We start from the raw sequence: 20,859 nt of genomic DNA, 5'->3' as shown, positions 1-20,859 counted from the left end.
TCCCCATTCGTCCCCGACCCAGCAAGGAGCCCGTTGTGGCTGACATCAAGATCTACTCCACCGCCGTCTGCCCGTACTGCGTGGCGGCGAAGAATTTTCTGAAGCAGCGCGGCCACAGCTGGCAAGAGGTGCGGATCGATCTCGACCCGGCCGCGCGCGCCCACATGATGCAGATCACCGGCCGCACCTCGGTGCCGCAGATCTTCATCGGCGCCACCCACGTCGGCGGCTTCGACGACATGGTCGCGCTGGACCGCGCCGGCGGACTTGCGCCGCTGCTGGAGGCCGGCGCATGAGCGACCGCATTGCCGAGTTCACCGATTTCCGCAAGCGCATGAACGAGCGGATCCTGTCCGAAGACAACCAGGTGGTGAAGCGCTTCTTCGCGCTCGACACCCAGACCTACAAGGACGGCGCGCTCGACCACAAGACCAAGGAGCTGCTGGGTCTGGTTGCATCGATGGTGCTGCGCTGCGACGACTGCATCAGCTACCACATCGCCCAGTGCAAGGAAGCCGGCGTCAACCGCGCCGAGTTCTTCGAGACCTTCAGCGTCGCGCTGGTGGTGGGCGGTTCGATCGTGATCCCACACCTGCGCCGCGGAGTCGATTTTCTCGACCAGCTGGAAGCGCCCAGCGAGGGCTGAGGCAGAGCTGGCGCAGGCCGATTCGAGTCGGCAAAGCCCCGGCTGAGTTCCTCCTGCGATGCCGAGGGCAGAACGAACCGCGCCGCAACGCAATGCACTGATGCGCTACCGAGCCAGCTGCTGCGCCAAGGCCAGCACATCGCTGAACACGCCGGCCGCGGTGACCTCCGCGCCGGCGCCGGGCCCGCGTAGCGTCAGCGCCGGCTGGTGTTGAAGCGCCGTACGGATCTGCAGCACGTTCTCGCGCGGCGATGCGCTGGCCAGTGCATCGTCCGCAGACAGGGACTGCACGCCGACGCTTCCGCCCTCGGGCCCGACTTCACCCACCACGACCAAACGCTGCCCGGCGGCTTCCGCAGCGGCGATGCGCGTGGCCCAGGCGTCATCTTCTGCGGCCAGCGCAGGTTCCAGCGCCGGGCCTGAGACACCGCGTATCGGCGTCAGCGGGTTGACCCCGATCTGGTCCGGCTCCAGCTCGAATCCCGCCTCGCGGCCGAGGATCAGCAGCTTGCGCGCCACATCCTCGCCGCCGAGATCCTCCAGCGGATCCGGCTCGGTGTAGCCGAGTTCGCGCGCCTCCATCACCGCCTGCGAGAACCGCGCGCCCTGATGCAGTCGCGCCAGCAGAAAGGACAGCGAGCCCGACAGCAGGCCGCGGATGCCCAGCACCTGTTCGCCGCGCAGGCGCAGATCTCGCAGCGGGCCGAGGATCGGGATCGCCGCGCCCACGGTGGTCTCGTAGCGCCAGGGGGTGGATTGCGCCGCCTGCTGCAGATCCCGATAGAACGCCAACGGGCGCGCGCCGGCGTGCTTGTTGGCAGCGGCGATCGCGAAGCCGCGCCGCAACCACTGCGGATAGTGGCCGGCGACCTCATCGCTGGCGGTGCAGTCGATCAGCACCGTGCTGGAGGCTCTGCCCAAGTGCAGCCAAAGCGCTTCGATGTCGCCTGCGCTGCGCGGCCGCAAGGCGCCGTCGAGTGCGATTGGATCCAGCCCGTCCATGCGCTCAGCCAGGCCGCGGCGGTCCATTGCGGCGCGCAGCCGCAGGTCGATGTTCAATCCGCGAACAAGGTCGGCATGGCAGGCCTGCAGACGTTGCCGGAAGGCGCTGCCGACCCGGCCGCGCGCGCCGATCAGGACCAGATCGACCCGTTTGGGCAGGGGGGAGTGTCGCTCGACTGCGAGAGCATTCATGGGTGGGGGCAGGGTTCGGTACGCGCAGGGAGCGGGCGCGGCAGGGCTTGCCGCGCCTATGAACACATCCATCGCGATGGAAAGATATGTTCAGCCGCCTGCGGGTGTCAAACGCTTTTTCTGCGGTGGCCCCCGCTGCCTTCGTCGTTCAGGCGCCGTCTCAGCCGCGCGCGAACAGCCCACCAAAGCCCGGCAGCTCGATCCCGCCCTGATCCAGCCGTCCTTCGACCAGGCCGTGGCCGTGCAGGCTGACGAAGTCAGCGCAACCCGGCAGGCTCAGGCGCTGCGGCTGTGCCGAGAAGTTGAACGCTGCCAGCACGCGTTGGCCGGCGTGCTCGCGCACGAAGGCCAGCACGGGATCGGCGATTTCAATCAGCTGCACCGTGCCCCAGCGCAGCGCCGGCTGTTCGCGGCGGAAGCGCAGGAACTGGCGGAAGCGCTGCAGCGCCGAACCGGCCTCGGCTTCCTGCGCCTGCACGTTCAGACGCAGGTGGCAGTCCGGCACCGGCAGCCACGGGTGGCCGGCGGTGAAACCGCCCTGGTCGAGCGCCTGCCAGGGCATCGGCGTACGGCAGCCGTCGCGGCCCTTGAAGTTCGGCCAGAACGCGATGCCGTAGGGATCCTGCAGCAGCTCGAACGGGATCTCCGCCTCCGGCAGGCCCAGCTCTTCGCCCTGATACACGCAGACCGAGCCGCGCAGGCTGCACACCATCGCGCTCAAGGTTGCGGCCAGATGCGGCGGCGGGTTGGCGCCGCCCCAGCGGGTGGCGACGCGCTGCACATCGTGGTTGCTGATCGACCAGCACGGCCAGCCGGCGCTCATCTTCGCCTCCAGCTCGCGGACGGTGGTGGCGACATGCGCCGCGCTGAAATCGGGCGTCAGCAGCTCGAAGCTGTAGCCCATGTGCAGGCGTTCGGGGCCGGTGTATTCGGCCATCGTAGCGAGCGAGTCCTCCGACGAAATCTCCCCGAGTGCGGCAACCTCCGGGTATTCGTCCATCAAGGCTCGCAGGCGCTGCAGGAATTCAAGGTTCTCCGGCTGGGTGTTGTTGTACCAGTGATACTGGTAGGCGTAGGGGTTGTCGGGAGAAAAGCCGCGGCCGGTGCGCAGCTCCGCTGGCTTGGCCGGGTTGTTGCGCAGCTGGCGGTCGTGGAAGCAGAAGTTGATCGCGTCCAGACGCAGACCGTCGACGCCGCGGTCGAGCCAGAAGCGCACGTTGTCGAGCGTGGCTTGCTGTACGTCGGGATTGTGGAAGTTCAGATCCGGCTGGCTGGCCAGAAAGTTGTGCAGGAAGTACTGCTCGCGGCGCGGCTCCCACTGCCAGGCACCGCCGCCGAACAGCGACAGCCAGTTGTTCGGTGGCGTACCGTCCGGGCTCGGGTCCGCCCACACGTACCAGTCGGCTTTGGGATTGTCGCGGCTGCTGCGGCTCTCCTTGAACCAGGCGTGCTCGATCGAGGTGTGGCTCAGCACCTGATCGATGATCACCTTCAGACCAAGCCGGTGCGCGGTCGCGATCAGGAGATCAAAGTCGGCGAGGGTGCCGAACATCGGGTCGACATCACGGTAGTCGGCGATGTCGTAGCCGAAGTCGGCCATCGGCGAACGGAAGAACGGGCTGATCCAGATCGCATCAACGCCCAGGCTGGCGACGTAGTCGAGCCGCTGGATGATCCCCGGCAGGTCGCCGATGCCATCGCCATTGCTGTCCTGGAAGCTGCGCGGGTAGATCTGGTAGATGACGGCGCCGCGCCACCAGGGGGCTGTGCTCATGGAGGATCCGGAATGTGGGGGCAGCATCTGGCGCAGTTTCCAGCAACGTGCGCCGAACGGCTCCGGCGGCTTTCACGGCCCTGAGAATCTTGCTCGGCAATGAGATCGATCCGGACGGTGGTTGGGCTGGTTGCGGGATGCCGCACGACGGTGTGGCGATGGCGGGCCGACAATGCGTTCGAACCTGGGCCGCAAGCTTAATCACCGCGGCTACCGCTGCTGCTCTGCGTGCATACGTATTCATCACCTGTGCCCGCGGTGGTTGTTCCGGAATTCGTTGTGTGACGCAGCAAAGCGGACAGCGCCGAACGCGCCCGACCGCGCGGTTCTCGGCTCGGCTGGATTTGCAGATGCAGCAGAACCGTCGAGTTCACGGCAGCACCCAGACCACCGCCGTGCGAGGCGGAATGCGCAGCTCGCCGCGCTCGCGATCGAACTGCGCCGTCTGCGGCCGGCGATCCGCGGCGGTCTCCGCCGCGTGCAGCGGGTGCAGCACGAACGGAAGGCCGCGCGCCTGCGGCACCTCGATGCGCTGCGCGCGGGTATCGGCATTGACCGCGTAGATCAGCGCGGCGAAGCCAGCACCCTGCAGACCGTCGCCATCGATATGCGCGGCCACCACGCCGGGCACGGCGGCTGGGCCGGTGTTGAGAACGCTCAGACGCCGGCCGATCTGTTCACTGCTGCGCAGTCGCAGCAGCGCGGTGCTGGCGCGCAGACGCAGCAGATCCAGAAAGGCACGCCGGGTCCAGTCGACGTTGGCGGCATCCGGTTTGATCGACGCATCGGCAAGCAAGGGCCGCAGCTGCGGCCAGTCGTCGCGATTGTCCCAGGCCGGCGGTAGGCCACGGCCAAAGCCGTTGTCGGCGCCGCTGTAGTCGAGCCGATTGAAATGGTCGCCGCTGTCGTAGCTGTTGCGATCCAGCGACTTGCTGCGCAGCACCTCGACCCCGGCATGGAAGTACGGCACGCCCTGGCTGAACATGTTCAGCGCCACCGCCAGCAGCTGCACCCGCGCGCGTTCGGAGGCCGAGGTGTCCTGCGGCAGCCGCAGCGCATTGATGTCGAACAGAGTCTGGTTGTCGTGGTTCTCGACATAGTTCACGACTTCGTTCGGAGAAGCGACGTAACCCGCCGGCTGGCCGGCGTAGTCGAACTCCGCCAGCGACCGCGTCACACCATCGCTGCCGGTCAACAGGTAGTCGCGCAGGCTGCCGGCGAGGCCCACATGGATGAGGTCGGCTGTGGAGCCGGGATTCGGGATCCGGGATTCGGGTTTCGTCTGCGATGAGTTCGCGCTTGAGGCGAACGCAACCGAAGTAGCGGATTCAAGCCCCTCTCCCCTCGTGGGAAGCGAAGGAGAGCGCGTGTCGGCTGCCTGCGGCAGCCGACGCTCTCCGGAGCCCGAGCGAAGCGAAGGCGGGTTGGGGAGAGGGGGAGGACTCTCGCGATGCGCCCCCTCTCCCCCGGCCCCTCTCCCACGAGGGGAGAGGGGAGACAAAGCGGCAGACTCGCGCGTTTCCGAATCCCCAATCCCCAATGCCAAATCCCGGCCATGAACCCACCCCAGCGCCGTGCGCAGCTCGGCGCCCTTGGTCGCCGCGCCACCACCGCGAATGGCATCGCGTGCGCGGTCGCTGAAGGTAGCGATGCCGCTGCCGGCCAGGCTCAGCTGGCTGGCCTGTTCAAAGCGCGCACCGTCGACGACTTCACCGAAGTTCCAACCTTCGCCAATGATCGGAATGCGCTTGCCGGCAGCGGCATCCACGGCCTGCGACAGCCGCAGCATCGCCGCCTTGGGCTGGTGGCCCATCAGGTCGAAGCGGAAGCCGTCGATGCGGTAGTCGCGCGCCCACACCACGGCCGAGTCGATCATCAGCCGCGCCATCATCGCGTGCTCGGTGGCGGTGTTCTCGCAGCAGGTGCTGCGCTCGATCGCGCCCTGCGCATTCAGCCGGTGGTAGTAGCCCGGAACAATCCGGTCCAGCACCGACTGCGGATGCTGGCCGGCGTGGCTGGTGTGGTTGTAGACCACATCCAGCCCGACCCGCAGGCCCAGTGAATGCAGGCTCATCACCAGTTGGCGCAGCTCGCGGATGCGCACCGCGCCATCGCTGGCGTCGGAGGCATAGCTGCCTTCAGGCACGCTGTAGTGCTGTGGGTCATAGCCCCAGTTGAAGCAGTCGCGGTGCTTGATGTCGGCGATGGCCGCCTGCTGCGCGGGGCTGTCAGGCGCGCCGCCGATCTGTGGTTCGGCGCAGCCGGTTTCCGGGATGCTGGCGATGTCGTACACCGGCAGCAGATGCACATCGCTGAGCCCGGCCTCAGCCAGCGCACGCAGATGGCGCATGCCGCGTGTTGCGGGGTCGCTGAAGCCGCGATAGCGGCCGCGATGCTCAGCCGCAACGCTGTCGTCATCGCGCGAGAAATCGCGCACGTGCAGCTCGTACAGCACCATGTCGACATTGGCTTCCGGTGCCGGCGGGCGCGCCTGGGTGTCCCATCCGGCCGGTTTGAAACGGGCGTCATCCAGGTCGACCACCATCGCGCGGCGGCCGTCGGCGCCCAAACCCAGCGCATAGGGGTCGGTGACGCGGTTGCGCACCAGACCGTGGCCCGGCACGAACACGTCGACGAGGTAGGTGTAGTAGCTCCCGATACGCGCCTGCGGCAGGCTCGCTGACCACACGCCGCTGGCGGCATCGCGATCGAGCAGATGTGCGGACTGCGCCTCGCCGTTGTCGTCCGCGTGGATGCAGGCCGCGACCTGATGCGCGGTCGGCGCCCACAGCGCGAAGCGCACCGAAGCGTCCGTTGGCACCGCGCCCAGCGGCACGTCCAGCGCCGCGGTGAAGCGTGCGTCCAGCGCTGCCGCATGCTGCACGCGGGTATGCGCCTGCATGTGGCCTTCAGCGTCGAATGAGGCGATGCGCAGATCACCGCGCAGCAGGTCAGCGGCGTCGATGTCCTCAGGCAGCACGAACTCGGCGCCGCCGCCGAACCAGAGGAAGCGGCGGAACTGCTCGAACGGGACCACATTGCTCCGGCTCGACAGCTCGATCCGCCGCACGGACTTCTCCGGCGGCGACTGGGGCCCGAGCTTGATCGGGGTATCCGAATGCAGCAGCACGATCTGGCCCGCGGCCGGCGCCTGCGGCCAGCGCAGACGCTGCGCATCCAGCCAGATCGCCTGCGCATCGGCCGGCAGCTGCGAGGGCGCCAGCACGCGAAAGTGTTCGGTGGCATCGCAGTCGGCATGCAGTGTGTCATCGGCGCGGACGGCGCCTGCGAGGACTGCCAGCAGCAGTGTGGCAACGCCGAGTTGGCATAGCGCGTCGACGCGGCGCCGCGCGCGATCGAGCAGCAGAATTCCGCGCATCGGAGTGCTCCATGGTGGGACGGGTCAGGGCCGATCCTAGCCGTGCGCGAGCCCAGCGTGGCCTGCATACGTATGTGTCGCAGCTGCAGCACGGAATCTGCGGGCTTCGCGGCTAGCATCGAGCGGACGCGCTGGCGACCCATGGGCGGGATGTACTCGACGACGCTCGCGCTTCGATCATCGCGCGCGCTCTGAGTCACGAAGCTTGGGCTGGGCTGTGCTCGGCCCAGGCTGCAGCGCTTGCTCGGCGACTGCGCGGTGATTGGGTCGAGGCGAAGCCCGGGCTTGGACGGCGTAATCCTGCGTCAGGCGAGGCGACTGAAGAATGCCTTGCTCTCCGCGGCCTTGGGCGAGACGGGCGATTGTTCAAAGGCAGGGAAAATGTTCGATAGCTCAACACCGTCCGCCTATCGCAGACGACACAGCACCGCCGCCGCAGCTGTATGCATGCTCGCCCTGGGGCTGGCCGGCTGCGCCAGCCTGCAGCAATCACCGCCACCGCTGCTGCTGACGCAAACCCCACCCGTGCAGGTTGCGACGCACGATGCGGATGCTTTCTTCGCCGCCATGGCGATCACACCCGACCAGCGCGCGCAGTTCGTCGCCGGCGACAACCGCGCTGGCTACTACGAGGGCTGGACCCACGGCTACCGCGGTGGCGTTGGCTATCGCATCGGCGAGGCCAGCCTGTTCGAGGACCGCGCCGCGTTTATCGATGGCCGTCGCCTGCCGCGCGAGGCCGCGCAAAGCGAGCGGATTGTTCCGTTCGGCCACTGCGTTGAGCATGCCGGCGCGCGTGACTGCCTGCTGCTGCACAGCGGCCGTGCCGCGCTCAGCCTGCGCGTGGAGAGCGAGACCGCGGCCGAGCTGTCCCTGCTGCCGCTGTGGGGCGCAGGGCTCGCCGGCTATCGGCTTGAGCTCGCGCCCGGCGCCCTGTTGCTGGTGCCGCCCGCGGCCAGCGCAGTCGATGGCCATCCGGACTGGATCGCGATCAGCGCCGACCAGAGTCTGCGCATCGAGACTGCGCCGCGGCTTACGCGCGGGGATCGTGATGTGCTGCAGCCATCCGCGCAGGCGCCGTGGCTGAGGCTCTCCAGCGCCGCGCCCGCGGAGCGTCTGACCGTGCACATCGCCTACGCCGACAGCCGTGCGCAGGCGCTGGCTGCGGCGCGCGCGCTGGCCGCAACGGACAGCTGGAGCGCACAGCGCGTTCTGCAGCATGCGCGTCTGTCCGCGGCCGAACTGATCACGCCAGATGCCGACTACAACCGCGCCCTGCAGTGGGCGCAGGCCAGCGCGCTGAGCTTCGTGGTCGACCAGTACGGCCCCGGCATCTGGGCGGGCCTGCCCTGGTTCCGCGACAACTGGGGGCGCGACACTTTTATCGCGCTGCCCGGAACGCTGCTGGTGTCCGGACAGTTCGAGCAGGCGCGCGCGGTGCTGGCGGCGTTTGCCGAGCGCCAGCAGCGTGATCCCGATTCGCCCGACTACGGCCGCGTGCCCAACCGCGTGGCGACGAATCAGCCGACGATCTACAACACCGTCGACGGCACGCCCTGGCTGCTGCGCGCGGGGCTGGAGTACGTGCGCTACAGCGGTGATGTCGAGTTCGCCGCTGAGTTGGTCGAGCTCGCGCGGGTGTATATCGACGGCGCGCAGCGGCATCTGGATGCCGACGGCCTGCTGCGTCACGCCGATGCCGATACCTGGATGGATGCGCGGGTGTTCGAGCACGGCCCGGCCTGGTCACCGCGCGGAGATCGCGCGGTCGAGATCCAGGCGCTGTGGATCACCGCGCTGGAGAGCGCGATCGAACTCGCCAGTGCGCAGCCCGGATCGGTGAATGCTGCGCAGCGGGCGGACGAACTGCGGGCCTGGCGCGATCAGGCGCAGCGGGCGCGGGCGGCTCTCCTCGCGCGGTTCTGGGACGGCGCGCGGATCGCCGATCGTCTGCGCGCTGACGGCTCGCGCGATCTGGCGCGGCGGCCGAACGCGCTGATGCTGATCAGCGTGCCGTGGACGCCGCTGCTGCCCGAAGACGTGGCCGCACGCGTGCTGCGCGACAGCGTCGAGCACCTGCTGTTTCCCTACGGCATCGCCTCGCTGGATCCCGCGCATCCGCAGTTCCATCCGCGCCATGAGAATCCTACGTTCCACCACAAGGATGCCGCCTATCACAACGGCACGGTGTGGGGCTGGAACGCCGGCTTCACCGTCACGGCACTGAACAGATACGGCCAGCAGGCTCTGGCCTGGCGTCTGAGCAGCGAGCTGGCGCGGCAGATCCTGCATTCGGGCACCCGCGGCAGCATGAGCGAGCTGCTCGATGCGCTCCCGGATGCGACCGGGCAGCCGCGGCCCAGCGGCACCTATGCTCAGTCGTGGAGCGTCGCCGAGTTCAGTCGCAACGCGTATCAGGACTACCTCGGCTTCCGGCCCAACCTGTTGCGCAACACCTTGGCCCTGGTGCCGGCGCTGCCCGAAGACTGGCATACGCTGAGTGCCCGGCTGCCGTTCGGCCGTAGCGAATCGCTGCAGCTGCAGGTGCGGCGCGAGGGCGCAGCCTGGGTCTGGCAGTTCGCCGCGCTCAGCGGCAGCGCGCGCCGGATCGAGCTGGATCTGCTGACCGATGACAACGGCCGGCGGCGGCTCGCGTTCGAGCTCGGCGCGCAGCCGCGCACGCTACGTTGGGACGGTCGCGTGGCCGCGCTCGATGGCCTCGTGTTGGACTCGCAGCCCGTGATGCAGAGCCAGCAGGCGATGCTGCAGGGCCTCGATCTCGCGACTCCGCCGCCGCCATCGACCGCGTTCCCGATGCTGCGGGGCCGCGATGTGCTGCGCGCGATCGTCAGCGGCGATCAGTCGCGGTGAGCGGCTTCCCGATCAATCCTGCTGTGGCCCGCATCAGCGCCATGCGCGGGCTGCGCATCGGCGAGCGTGCTTGCTGCTTCATTCGACTCAGCCGGCGCGCGGCCGAGCAGGGCAGCGAAGTTCTCCGGCAGGCGAAGGTGCACATCCTGCTGCGGGAACGGAATGCTGAAGCCCGCCTGTGGCAGGCCCGAGTGCACTGCTTCCAGCAGGTCCGAACGCGTGCTGGCGAAGTCGGGCGTATTGACCCAGACGCGCAGCACCAGATTGACACTGCTGTCGGCCAACTCGCTGACGATCACATCGGCGGCCGGCGCCTCCAGCACCTTCGGATGCGCCTGCGCGAAGCCGAGCAGAGCCGCACGTGCGCCGCGTATGTCGTTGCCGTAGTCCACGCCGACCGGAATATCGATACGCCGGGTCGCGTTGGCGGTGAAGTTGGTGATCGGCTCGGCGGTGATCTGGCTGTTGGGCAAGGTGATCTGGTGATTCTCGACGCTGGTGAGTATGGTCTGGAACAAGCGCACCTGCTGCACCACGCCGGTGATGCCGGCGATCTGCACCTCGTCGCCGATGCGGAACGGGCGCAGCACGATCAGCATCATTCCCGCGGCGATGTTGGACAGCGAATCCTTCATCGCCAGGCCCACCGCGAGGCCAGCCGCGCCCATCACGGCCAGCAACGAGGTCGGCGGTACGCCGAGCGCATCCAGCGCGGTGACCAGTACCAGCACCAGCACCGCCGCGTGCGCGAGATTGCCGAAGAAGTTGGCAAGAATGCTCTCGACCCGCGCGCGCTCAAGCAGCTTGCGCACCGTGCCCGACATGCGCCGCGCCAGCCACAGGCCCACCAGCAGAATGACCAGGGCGCCGGTGATGCGCAGGCCCCAGGTGGTGGCCAGCCCGATCCAGTCGAGCTGTCGGCCCGCGCGCAGAAGTTCGTCCATTTGGCTGCTCCTTCAGTCAATGCTTGCGACAAGAATTTCCCGCGGTGCGGGGTCGGGGCGAACTTGGTGCAGGCGGGGTTGGATCAGTGTTGCCGGGCGCGGGCGTCGCCGACCAAAGCTGCGACCGCTTCGGGTTGCAGCGTACGCCGCGCCTGTTTTCCGGAGGTCTGCCGATGAAGCACTTTGCCCTGCTGTTCGCGCTGTGTCTGCTGGCACCGCTTCGCTCCGATGCGGAAGTCGCTCTGCCGCAGGCCGAATTCGGCCGTATCGAGCGGCTGCCGCAAATCGATTCCCGCCATCTGCCGCCGCGCCACGTGGATGTGTGGCTGCCGCCGAGCTACCCGGACGCAGCGCCCTATGCGGTGCTGTACATGCACGACGGGCAGATGTTGTTCGACGCCAGCACCACCTGGAATGGCCAGGCCTGGGAGATCGATCGCAGTGCAGCGGCCTTGATCGATGCCGGCACGCTGCGTCCGTTCATCGTGGTCGGGGTGTGGAACGGCGGCAAGCACCGCCATCGTGAGTACTTCCCGCAGCGGGTGTTCGAAGCGTTGCCGGCCTCGGCGCGTGAGGCATTGCTGCAACTGGAGCGCGAGCCCGGACAGCGCCTGTTCTCGGCTCCGCCGGCCGCCGACGCCTATCTGCGCTATCTGGTCGAAGAACTCAAACCGGCCGTGCAGGCCCGCTATGCGGTGTCGCGGCAGCCGGCCGACTCTCTGTTGATGGGCAGCAGCATGGGCGGGCTGATCAGCCTGTATGCGCTGCTGGAGTATCCGTACGAGTTCGGCGGTGCGGCGGCGCTGTCGACCCACTGGCCGGGCAGTTTCAGCGTCGATGACAACCCGTTCCCGGCGGCGATGCGCGCTTACCTGGCCGATCGCCTGCCCCAGCTCGGTGCGCAGCGGATCTGGATGGACCACGGCACCATCACCCTCGACGCGCTCTATCCACCCTTGCAGGCCGAGGTGGATGGGGTGTTCCGCGCCTCGCCTCTGCCAACGGCACAGTGGAGCAGCCGCGCCTATCTCAGCGCGGATCACAGCGAAGCCGCCTGGTCTGCGCGGCTGGCGGATCCGCTGCGCTTTCTGCTCGGGCCGCCGCCGGGCGATGATGCCCACCACGCCTCCGACGCACGCAAGGACTGACCCAGCCTGCGCCGCAGGCCAAGGTCGAATCCCCGTTCCCGAGATCGAAATCCGAACCCGCGCCCGTGTTCAATCCCAATCCCAGCCGCCAGCTGCTGCCCCTGCACGATGGCCAGGTCTGCCTGGTCTTCGACGATGTACTGGCTGAGCCGGAGCGCTTGGTCGCGCTGGCCGAGCAGCACCGCGCCGACTTCGTCGAGGCGCCGTGGAACGCGTATCCCGGCCCCGAGCTTGCGCTGTCGGCGGCCATCACCGCTCGGCTGGTGGAGTTCTTCAACCAGCATGCCCGCAGCGCCTTGGGCGCACGGCGCACCCTGCGCGCGCACAGCCGGCTGGCGCTGGTGACGCGCGCGCCCGAGCAGCTGTCGCCACCGCAGTGGATCTGCCACCGCGACCGCCTGAGCCTTGAGCCTTCCACCTGTGTCGCGGCCAGCGTGCTGTATCTGTTTGACCAAGCCGCGCTGGGCGGCACTGCGTTCTACCGTCCGCTGCGCCCTCCGGTCGAGATGGATCGGTTGCTGTACGACTCGGGCCGGCTGCCGGCCGCCGACTTTCGCGCACGCTACGATCTGCAGCCGGGCTACATGACCGCCGGCAACGCTTGGTTCGAGCGCGTGGCCTGCGTGGCGCCGCGCTACAACCGGCTGATCGTCTACCGCGGCGATCTGTTCCACAGCGGCGACATCCACTGTCCTGAGCGGCTCGATCCAGACCCGCGTCGCGGTCGGCTGAGCCTGAACGGGTTCTTTACCTGCCGCGCGGCCGTGGGTCCGCTGTCGCCGGGCTGATCTCCCTGCGCTGCTCGCCTGCCTCATCGCCGCCAGCGGCTGAGACCTTCGCAGCGGCTGGCGCCGTGTTGGTGATGCTTAAGCTCGCCCTTCTGCGCGCGCAACGCCATTCGGGGGCATCCCGCTCCTGGCTGGAGAATCGTGCAGGTCTGCCATCCGCTTCGCACGGGTCTGTCTGTGTCTGACCCTGTCAATGCTCGCGCGGGCCAGGTCCGGTCAGTTTGTCTGGAACGGCCTTGGCGACTCGGATGCCGCCTTGGGTCGTGGGCTCGGACGCGCCCAGAAAATCGGCGATCCCACCCACCTCCAGTCCGCCGAACACTCGCAGTTCGCTGATCTGTTCCAGCCGCGGGTCGGCTTGGGCCAGACGGTCCAATGCCGAATCAAGCTGCACCAGCTGGTCGATCCGCAAAACCAACGCGAGCGGCGCTCGCTCCAGCGTGATCGGCTCGACGCCACCCCCGCGCCGCTGGGCCTGACGTGCGCGCGCAGTCGATTCCGACCTGGCGCATGGCGTTCGCGTAGAAGTGCCGGCGACTGGCGATATCGGCACGCGCTGACCGGCGCTGCTGAAACGCTGGCCGGAACCTGACCCGGCCGACCTTGGCGGACCCGGGTCGAGACTGGACAGCCCCGGCGAGCTCAGCGCTCCGAATGCCCCGCCTCGTCGTAGCCGCCGCGGGCGAAGGCCGAAGGCTTGAGCTGGTCGACGAAGGCGCGCGCTTGCGGGCTCAGGTATTTGCCTTTGCGGATCACCACGCCGTAGCTGCGTGGCGGGAAGTACTCGCGCATGTTGTGCACGAACAGGCGCGCGCGGTCGGCTTCACTGATGCAGATGCTGGTGACGATGCTGATGCCCAGGCCCATCGCGACGTACTGTTTGATGACTTCCCAGCCGCCGACCTCCAGCGCCACCGTGTACGGCACCTTGCGCTGCTGGAAGATCAGATCAACCAGGCGGTAGGTGGTCAGGCGCTTCGGCGGCAGGATCAGTCCGTACGGCGAGAGATCCTCCAGGGTCGGATCCCCGGCCCGCGCCAGCGGGTGGTCCGGCGGGGTGATCAATACCGGGTCGAACGAATACAGCGGGGCGTAGTCGATGTCATTCGGCACGTCGAGCATCGAGCCGACCGCGAGGTCGACCTCGTCCGAGCGGATCAGGGCCAGTCCATCCTTGCCGGTCACGTTGTGCAGGCGCAGCTGCACATCGGGATGGCTGCGGCGGAAGTCGGCGATCAATTGCGGCAGCAGATACAGGATGGTCGAGGCGCCGGCAGCGATGTTCAACTCGCCGCCCTCCAGGCCTTTGAGTCGGCTCTGGAAGGCGGTCTCCAGGCCATCCAGACCGTCCACCAGCGGCCGCGCCAGCTCATACAGAACCTGCCCTTCGCGGGTCAGATTGAGACGGCGACCGTGGCGCTCGAACAGGCTGACGCCGATCTCGCTTTCCAGCGCGCCCAACTGCAGCGAGACCGCCGGCTGGCTCAGGAACAGGGCCTCGGCGGCACGCGTCACCGAGCCCAATCGAGCCGCGTTGCAGAACGCGCGCAGCTGCTTCAGGCGGCTGCCCTTGTAGTAGAAGCGGGCGGGGGACTTGCTCACCGCCGCGCCGGGCTCACGAGCGTTCGGCCTGCTCGGCGGCCTGTTGCTCCTGCCACCAGTGGCCGAGTTGGCGCAGGCCTTCCAGTACGCTGACGCGCGGCTGGTAGCCGAAATCGCGGCGCGCGGCGCTGATGTCGTAGAAGTGCGGCGTCGACAATTGTTCCGCCAGGAAACGGGTCATCATCGGCTCGCCCTTGAACGGCAGCACCGTGTAGGCGGCCTCCAGCGCCGCACCCAGCCAGTAGGCGACACGGAACGGCACCAGCTCCTTCACGATCGGCGCGCCAGCCGCGCGCAGCAGGCCGTTGACGATCTCGGAGATCGGCTTGGGCTCGCCGTTGGAGATGAAATACGCCTTGCCTGCGCAGCGGGCGCCGCGATTGCCGTGCAGGGCGTCGAAGGCATCCAGATGCGCCTGCGCGGCGTTGTCGATGTAGGTGGTGTCGACCTTGTTCTGGCCGTCGCCGACGAAGCGCAGACGACCCTGCTGGGCGCGATCGACCAGCCGCGGCAGCAACTGGTTGTCGCCCGGGCCCCAGATCAGCCGTGGCCGCAGGGCCACGGTGGACAGGTCGGTGCCATTGGCCTCCAGCACGATTTCCTCGGCGACACGCTTGGTGGCCGGATACCAGGCCTTGAAGCCGCTGGCCAGCGGGACTCTGGATTCCGACAGCCCGATCACCGGCGTGGTCGCGCGGTGGGTCACGCTGGGCGATGAGGTGTAGACGAGGGTGCGTACGGTATTCAGACGGCAGGCGGCGATGACATTGCGGGTGCCGCGGACATTGGCGTCGAAGTACTCGCGGAAGCTGCCCCAGGCGCCGGCCTTGGCGCCGACATGGAACACCGCGTCCACGCCGGCCGTGGCCTCCGCCAGCGCTTCGAAGTTGGCGAGGTCGGCCTGCACCTGACGTACGCCAAGCGCGGCGAGGCCCGGGTACAGGCCGCGGTTGTAGCTGATGACCGACAGCCCGCGCCCGACCAGGCGCGAGCAGATGGCCTGCCCCAGAAATCCACCGCCGCCGGTGACCAGAATCTTCATTGCAAACCCCTGCTGCCGTGCATTTCAGTGACCTGGCTGGGACGCTGCCCAGCGCGCCAGCGCCTCGCGGCCGATTTTTGCATTGTGCCGGATGTCGACCGGAAAGCCTGTGTGGAACCTCACGCGCTGGATCCCGTGGGTGTGGGCGTAGCGCGCGCCGAGGTTCAGCAGCTCGGCTTCGATCGCCGAGCGCTCGCGGTCGGTGCCGGGTTTCAGCTCCACACACAGGACCGGAATCTGCGCGCCGATCGTGCCGATACCGACCAATGCGCTGCGACGCACATCAGGGTGGGTGTTGAACACCGGCTCGACCTGCTCGGTGTACAGCGGTCCAGAACCGGTTTCTACGCGCTGGCTCTTGCGCCCGCAGAACCACAGTCGACCCTCGGCATCGAAACAGCCCAGGTCGCCCATGCGGTGGACGATGCGTTCGCTGCCGTCGGGCAGTGTCTCGCGGATCTTGGCCAGCGCGGTGGCGGCGTCGCGCTTGAAGTAGGCATCGGTAGCGGTCGGGCCTGCCACCGTGATCTCACCGATTTCGCCGGGCACAAGCACGCTGGTCGCGCCCCAGTCTGGCAGGGCGTCATCGCTGATCGCGATCACCCGCACGGTATTGGCCGGCACCGGCCGGCCGACACAGGTGCCGGCACCGGATTCGGTCGCAGCGCGGGTCTGCGCCAGCTCGCGGCCTTCGATCACCGCCACCGGCAGGCATTCGGTCGCGCCATACGGCGTCCAGATCTGTGCGTCGTCGGCCAGCATCGCCTGCATCCGCTGCACCACCGCAAACGGCACCGGTGCGCCGGCCGAGGTCACCCGCTTCAGGCTGGGCAGGCGAATGCCGTGTTGCTCGCCGTAGCGGCTGAGCGTGTCGAGCAGGGCCGGCGAGCCGAACATCTGACCGATGCTGAACTGTTGAATCGCAGCGATGAGCTTGCGCGGATCGGCCTGGGCCGGCCGGGTCGGGTCCATGTCCGGAATCACGCTGGTCAGGCCCAGCGCGGGATCGAACAGCGCGAACGGCGGGAAGGTGGGCAGGTCGACCCCGCCGGGCTCGATGCCGAACGCGCTGCCGAGCAGCTCGATCTGCGCGGCGAAATGGCGGTGCCGATAGACCACGCCCTTGGGCACGCCGGTCGATCCGGAAGTGAACAGAATCGCCGCGATCTCATCGGCTGCGGTGTCGGCCAGCTGCGGGCCAGCGCCGGCCCCCAGCGCCTCGATTTGCGCCAGGCTGTGGCCACCGAACGGAAACTTGCGGCCGACGCTGACCACATGCCGCACATGGCCGCGGCCCCAACCCAGCAGCACGCGCGCCAGCTGCGCCAGCGGGATGCCGATGAACCCGGCTGGAGCTGCTTCATCGAGGCATTGCTTGAGTGCGCGCCGGTCGATGCCGGGGTCGATCAGCACCGGCACCGCACCGGATTTGAACAGCGCGAACATCAGCAGAAAAAGCTCGGGTGAGGGTCGCACCATCAGTGCGGTGCGCACGCCGCGGGTGATACCGACCCGGCCCAGGCCGGCAGCGATCGCATCGCTGCGACGATCAAGCTCGGCATAGCTCAGGCTCAGGCCGTATTCGGCGGTGCCGTCAGCGCGCAGGCCGGACGGGCAGCGGATGGCGATCTGGTCGGGTCGCTCCAGCGCCAGCCGCGGCAGTGCCGCGGCGATATTGCAGGGTGAGGTCATGTCGGAGTTCCAGAGGCTGTCCGCCAAGGATCGCAAGCCGGCCCGTCGCTGTGGAGTCCCAGCGGACCAGAATGTCGGCTAAGGGCTGCGGATTCACGCGATCTACTGAACGGCTCGATCAAGCCAAGCGTGCGGGCAGGGCATTCCTCCGCCGGCAACTGTGGCTTGTGAACCAGCGCAGGCGGAGTTCCGCTACGGGCGGCCGGCGGCTGCCCGTAGCGGAGAGCTGGTCTCCCGGTGCCCAGTGTTTCGGAGCCCTATGGCAGCTCGCACTGGCCGCCGTTGCCAGCTGCCGCCTGCCCTCGTGCACTGGTCTCGAAGCCGTTGGCAAAGATCTCGGGCGGGATGACCGTGTTCAAACGGATCTCGTCCAGATAGAAGCCCGCCTCCTCGTCGGCGGAGTCGGACGAGAACACCCAGCGGATCTGCACCGTTTGCCCGGCGAAGGCGGCGAGATTGCTGGTGAAGCTCTGGAACTGGCCGCTGCTGCTGCCGCTGAAGGCCCCCTGGCTGGCCGGGAAGCCACAGGCATTGCCCGGCGGATCGCCGGTGGCGGCAAAGCTGCCGGGGAAGCCACCTGTGGGAGGCAGGCTGGCCCAGGTCTGGCCGCCATCGGTCGAAATCTGGCTGACCACGCCATCCCAGTTCCGTTCGATCGCGTAGCGGGCCTTGTACGTCAGCTGGGCATTCGGGCCGAGCTGCAGCGGCGGCAAGGTCAGGCTGGCGCAGGCGTTGGCGGCATAGTTCGAACCGTCGGGGCCGTTGTGATAGCTGAAGCTGCCGTCACTGGCGACTGTCGAGAACTGCCAAGGCGCCTGCAGCTTCGCATAGCTGCGCTGATCGACATTGTCGAAGAAGCTGCCAGCTGCGGGGCCGCTGGCGGGCGAGGGGGTTGCCGCGAGCACGCGCGGATCGCTGCTGCGGTTGCCGGCGGCATCCGCCGCGCTGGCGCGGTAGAAATAGGCCTGGTCGGGCAGTACGGTGCTGTCGAGGAAGCTGGTGCCGCTGTGATCCGCGGCCAGCACGCTGACGGTCTGGAAATCCGGCCGCAGCGAGCGCTCGATGCGATACGTAATGCCCGTCGCCAGTGGGCAGCGGCTATCGGCCGCTGTCCAGGAGAGTTCCACGCCGCAGGTGTCACGGTTGCCGTTGGCAGTCGCGTCGCTCATCGAGAACTCCGGCGGCAGCAGGCAGGCGGCGGCCGACACGGCATCGATACAGGTCGAGACTTCGCCTTCGACATCGCCGCCGATCGCGCGCACCTTCCAAGCGTAGCCGTAGCCACCGACCGTGCTGGTATCGAGCAGCGGGGCACTGGCGCCGTGGCCAACCATACGGAACGCGCGCGGGTCAGCGCTGGCGCAGGTCCCGCTGGCGCGATACAGCTGATAGCCCTGCGCGCCCGAAACTGGGCTGAAACTCACGGCGACGCCATCGAGATCATTCCGGCTGACCGACGGCGCGGCCGGTGCCGCCAGTGCCGGCTGTTCGGGCAGGCCGATCGCGCCGCTGGCAACCAGGCCATAGCCCTGGCGGCTGCTGCCATCCAGTGCGTTGCCCGGCACATTGAAGCCGCGGACGCGCACGCTGTAGGCGCCGGCGCTTGGCGCGGTGAAGCGAACCTGCTCGACCGTGTTGCGGCGGTCGGCGGTGCCGCCGCTGGTGGAGACGCCGGAGGTGAACACGTTGCCGAGGTAGAGGGTGGCATCCGGCCCGACCACTTCAAGGTCAAGATCGTTCACCAGGGTGACCGCCGCGCCAGCCGACGCGGCCGGGTCGAGCCAGGTCAAGGTGAAACGCAGCTCTTGGCCGGCCGCCACGTTGGCCAGCGCGTACTCGTGGACAGCGCCGGTGGCAAGTCCGCTGTCGTCCGTGCGCTCGAACACACGCAGGCGCCGGGTGTCCAGCCCCGCGCCGATATCGCCGCTGAAATACAGGCTGTGTTCCAGCCACAGGCGGCCCCAGCCGAAGGTGTTGTTCGGCCACACGCCGGCAAGATCGATCGCCCGGGTGCTGTTCAGCAGCAGCGCCTTCATCACCTGCGCGCTGGCCGAGTGCTGGTCCTGGGGCGTACGGCTGCCGCGCGGGTAGAAGCCGTCGGCGAAGTACTGGTGAGCGAGCGCCGTGGCACCGGTGATGGTGGGTGCCGCCATCGAGGTGCCGGATTTCGATGAGGTGGTGCCGGTGTCGACGGTTTCAGCATTGCTGGTATCGCCGGCAGCCGACACGGTGCTGGAACCGGGGGCGACGATGTCCGGTTTGATGCGCCCGTCATCGGTCGGGCCGCGGCTGCTGAAGCTGGCGATGCTGAGAGAGTTGCCATTGCCGAGCGCGCCAACGGTCAGACCATTCTTGTTGTTGCCCGGAGAGCCGGTGGTGTTGGGGCCGGAGCCGCCACGGTTGCCTGCCGCGACCACCACCAGCAGTTCGCGCAGCTGGCGTGCGGCAAGATCGGCGGCGATATCGCTGCCGCCATAGGCGCCCCGCGAATCCGAGCCCCAGCTGTTGTTGTGCACGCGCGCGCCGCCGCTTGCGGCTTGCGCCAGGGTGCCCGTCAAGTTTCTGATGGACAGGCAGCCCGAGACGTCGTTGCCGATGTCCTGGAACAGGATCTGCGCATTCGGCGCCATGCCGTCACCGGCGTCGCGGCCGGGCAGCAGCGGCGTGGCGATGCCGCCTGCACCGGCCCGATCGCCACCGACCGTTCCGGACACGTGGCTGCCATGGAAACCGGTTGGACCGCTGGACGGCGTGCACTGGAGGTTGTTGTCGAAGGCCGTCGCGCCCGGCTGCACCCAGTAGGCGAATACCTTGGCCAGCGGGTGGGTGGCGCCGGTCAAGGGCGGCAGCGGGTTGTCGGACGGTGTGATCGAGCGGCGCACACCCTGGCCATCGCCGAAGTCGATGTCGACAAACCAGTCCTCGTTGCGGTCCAGCCCGGAATCGGCGACCGCGATGATCTGGCCAGTGCCGGTCAGGCCACGGGCGAAGATCGGCGTGCCGGCGGTGGTCAAGTCGTTGCCCTGCATCGGCCCGAGCGCGTTCTGGTTGTGCGGCTCCGGCCGCGCGTAGGGCGCGATCCACTGGATGGCCTCGATCCGCAGCAGGGCTTCGATCGCGCCGGGCATGGCCGCACTGGCGTCCAGCCGCACCCACGGCAGGTCGCCGCGGTCGAGGTAGTCGATCGACTTCAGCGAGGGCGCGAGCTTGTTGATCGCGGCGAGCACATCGGGTGCCGATTCGCCGCGCGCCAGCTGCAGTTCGATCACGCCATCGACGGTGTCCGACGCCAGCGTCTGCGCGCGCGTCTGCGGCCAAAGTGAGGGATCGATGCGCAGCAGGCTGGGCACGCGACCTGCGTAGCGCAGGGCAGGGTCGTTGCCGAGCCCGGACAGCGAGCGGCCGTTCAAGCGCACCCGCCAAGCGTGGTGCGGCAAGTAGTCGAGTGCGTCGATGCCGCGCGCTTTCAGCCACTCCAGCGGCGCCGGTGCGTCCGCATGGAATTGCAGCAGGGCATAGGCATCGCCGTCAGCATCCGGCAGGCCCAGTGCGCTGCCGTCGAGCTGCTGCCAGTCGGGGTCGAACACGCCGGCGCGCGTCAGCAGCAGGCCCGGCGCGGTCGCCTCGGCCAGGGTCTCGATGCTGGGCTCCCGCGCGGGTACGTCGCGCAGCGCGGATTGCGCGCCCACCTGCGGCGCCAGTAGTGCCAAGGACAGGGCTAGCGCAAGGCGATGCTGCGGAAAACGCGAACGGGTGCTGACCATGTGAACTCCGGTGTG

Annotated in this window: 14 protein-coding genes; 5 read left to right on the top strand and 9 right to left on the bottom strand. The window is 68.3% G+C overall.

What is annotated here, in order from left to right; all coding sequences use genetic code 11:
• The first annotated feature begins 35 nt into the window (after nt 1–35).
• Both grxC and ACIQ7H_RS06255 read left to right on the top strand, forming a co-directional pair.
• A complete protein-coding gene (grxC, locus tag ACIQ7H_RS06260) occupies nt 36–296 on the top strand; it encodes a glutaredoxin 3 (RefSeq protein ID WP_395789505.1) in 261 nt (86 codons plus the stop codon).
• On the top strand, nt 293–646 hold the full coding sequence (locus ACIQ7H_RS06255) for a carboxymuconolactone decarboxylase family protein (protein ID WP_395789503.1): 354 nt from the start codon (nt 293–295) through the stop codon (nt 644–646). The genes grxC and ACIQ7H_RS06255 overlap by 4 nt, the downstream gene beginning before the upstream one ends.
• A gap of 105 nt (nt 647–751) precedes the next feature.
• Here ACIQ7H_RS06255 and ACIQ7H_RS06250 read toward each other — a convergent pair whose 3' ends face one another.
• The 3 genes from ACIQ7H_RS06250 to ACIQ7H_RS06240 form a co-directional block, all read right to left on the bottom strand.
• Complete coding sequence (locus tag ACIQ7H_RS06250; RefSeq protein WP_395789501.1) at nt 752–1,840, bottom strand: hypothetical protein; 1,089 nt, start codon at nt 1,838–1,840, stop codon at nt 752–754.
• A 160-nt stretch (nt 1,841–2,000) separates the two neighbouring features.
• Complete coding sequence (locus ACIQ7H_RS06245; protein WP_395789499.1) at nt 2,001–3,614, bottom strand: alpha-glucosidase family protein; 1,614 nt, start codon at nt 3,612–3,614, stop codon at nt 2,001–2,003.
• A gap of 370 nt (nt 3,615–3,984) precedes the next feature.
• Nucleotides 3,985–6,993, bottom strand: a complete 3,009-nt coding sequence (locus tag ACIQ7H_RS06240) for an alpha-1,6-glucosidase domain-containing protein (protein ID WP_395789497.1) — start codon at nt 6,991–6,993, stop codon at nt 3,985–3,987.
• Between the two features lie 447 nt (nt 6,994–7,440).
• Between ACIQ7H_RS06240 and ACIQ7H_RS06235 the strand changes: the two genes are divergently transcribed.
• A complete protein-coding gene (locus ACIQ7H_RS06235) occupies nt 7,441–9,864 on the top strand; it encodes an amylo-alpha-1,6-glucosidase (protein ID WP_395789495.1) in 2,424 nt (807 codons plus the stop codon).
• Here ACIQ7H_RS06235 and ACIQ7H_RS06230 read toward each other — a convergent pair.
• Entirely contained in the window at nt 9,852–10,808 is a 957-nt protein-coding gene (locus ACIQ7H_RS06230) for a mechanosensitive ion channel family protein (protein ID WP_395789493.1), read from the bottom strand. The genes ACIQ7H_RS06235 and ACIQ7H_RS06230 overlap by 13 nt on opposite strands.
• A gap of 173 nt (nt 10,809–10,981) precedes the next feature.
• Between ACIQ7H_RS06230 and ACIQ7H_RS06225 the strand changes: the two genes are divergently transcribed.
• Both ACIQ7H_RS06225 and ACIQ7H_RS06220 read left to right on the top strand, forming a co-directional pair.
• The gene (locus tag ACIQ7H_RS06225) at nt 10,982–11,956 is read left to right on the top strand and encodes an alpha/beta hydrolase (RefSeq protein WP_395789491.1); all 975 of its coding nucleotides are present in this window, start codon (nt 10,982–10,984) and stop codon (nt 11,954–11,956) included.
• A gap of 65 nt (nt 11,957–12,021) precedes the next feature.
• A complete protein-coding gene (locus ACIQ7H_RS06220; RefSeq protein WP_395789489.1) occupies nt 12,022–12,744 on the top strand; it encodes a DUF6445 family protein in 723 nt (240 codons plus the stop codon).
• 190 nt (nt 12,745–12,934) lie between these two features.
• On the opposite strand, the gene ACIQ7H_RS06215 is transcribed toward ACIQ7H_RS06220, so the two are convergent.
• The 5 genes from ACIQ7H_RS06215 to ACIQ7H_RS06195 all read right to left on the bottom strand — a co-directional run bounded on the left by ACIQ7H_RS06215 (nt 12,935) and on the right by ACIQ7H_RS06195 (nt 20,844).
• Nucleotides 12,935–13,297 carry an ECF-type sigma factor gene (locus tag ACIQ7H_RS06215; RefSeq protein ID WP_395789487.1) on the bottom strand — a complete coding sequence of 121 codons (363 nt, stop codon included), beginning with the start codon at nt 13,295–13,297 and terminating at the stop codon, nt 12,935–12,937.
• 89 nt (nt 13,298–13,386) lie between these two features.
• The gene (locus tag ACIQ7H_RS06210; protein WP_395789485.1) at nt 13,387–14,346 is read right to left on the bottom strand and encodes a LysR family transcriptional regulator; all 960 of its coding nucleotides are present in this window, start codon (nt 14,344–14,346) and stop codon (nt 13,387–13,389) included.
• 13 nt (nt 14,347–14,359) lie between these two features.
• Nucleotides 14,360–15,388 (bottom strand): NAD-dependent epimerase/dehydratase family protein, encoded by a 1,029-nt coding sequence (locus ACIQ7H_RS06205; protein WP_395789483.1) that lies wholly within the window; start codon nt 15,386–15,388, stop codon nt 14,360–14,362.
• A gap of 24 nt (nt 15,389–15,412) precedes the next feature.
• On the bottom strand, nt 15,413–17,080 hold the full coding sequence (gene oleC, locus ACIQ7H_RS06200; protein WP_395789481.1) for an olefin beta-lactone synthetase: 1,668 nt from the start codon (nt 17,078–17,080) through the stop codon (nt 15,413–15,415).
• Between the two features lie 257 nt (nt 17,081–17,337).
• Nucleotides 17,338–20,844: a S8 family serine peptidase gene (locus ACIQ7H_RS06195; protein WP_395789479.1), complete on the bottom strand. Its 3,507-nt coding sequence runs from the start codon at nt 20,842–20,844 to the stop codon at nt 17,338–17,340.
• Nucleotides 20,845–20,859 lie beyond the last annotated feature (15 nt).

This window comes from Aquimonas sp. (assembly GCF_044377145.1).
Classification (GTDB): Bacteria; Pseudomonadota; Gammaproteobacteria; order Xanthomonadales; family Xanthomonadaceae; genus Aquimonas.
This window is presented reverse-complemented; position numbering and strand designations above follow the sequence as displayed.

Excerpts from the sequence above, each read along its gene's own strand:
- ACIQ7H_RS06255 (WP_395789503.1), top strand. The coding sequence starts at position 293 with ATGAGCGACCGCATTGCCGAGTTCACCGATTTCCGCAAGCGCATGAAC.
- ACIQ7H_RS06250 (WP_395789501.1), bottom strand. The coding sequence starts at position 1,840 with ATGAATGCTCTCGCAGTCGAGCGACACTCCCCCCTGCCCAAACGGGTC.
- ACIQ7H_RS06245 (WP_395789499.1), bottom strand. The coding sequence starts at position 3,614 with ATGAGCACAGCCCCCTGGTGGCGCGGCGCCGTCATCTACCAGATCTAC.
- ACIQ7H_RS06240 (WP_395789497.1), bottom strand. The coding sequence starts at position 6,993 with ATGCGCGGAATTCTGCTGCTCGATCGCGCGCGGCGCCGCGTCGACGCG.
- ACIQ7H_RS06235 (WP_395789495.1), top strand. The coding sequence starts at position 7,441 with ATGCTCGCCCTGGGGCTGGCCGGCTGCGCCAGCCTGCAGCAATCACCG.
- ACIQ7H_RS06230 (WP_395789493.1), bottom strand. The coding sequence starts at position 10,808 with ATGGACGAACTTCTGCGCGCGGGCCGACAGCTCGACTGGATCGGGCTG.
- ACIQ7H_RS06225 (WP_395789491.1), top strand. The coding sequence starts at position 10,982 with ATGAAGCACTTTGCCCTGCTGTTCGCGCTGTGTCTGCTGGCACCGCTT.
- ACIQ7H_RS06205 (WP_395789483.1), bottom strand. The coding sequence starts at position 15,388 with ATGAAGATTCTGGTCACCGGCGGCGGTGGATTTCTGGGGCAGGCCATC.
- oleC (WP_395789481.1), bottom strand. The coding sequence starts at position 17,080 with ATGACCTCACCCTGCAATATCGCCGCGGCACTGCCGCGGCTGGCGCTG.
- ACIQ7H_RS06195 (WP_395789479.1), bottom strand. The coding sequence starts at position 20,844 with ATGGTCAGCACCCGTTCGCGTTTTCCGCAGCATCGCCTTGCGCTAGCC.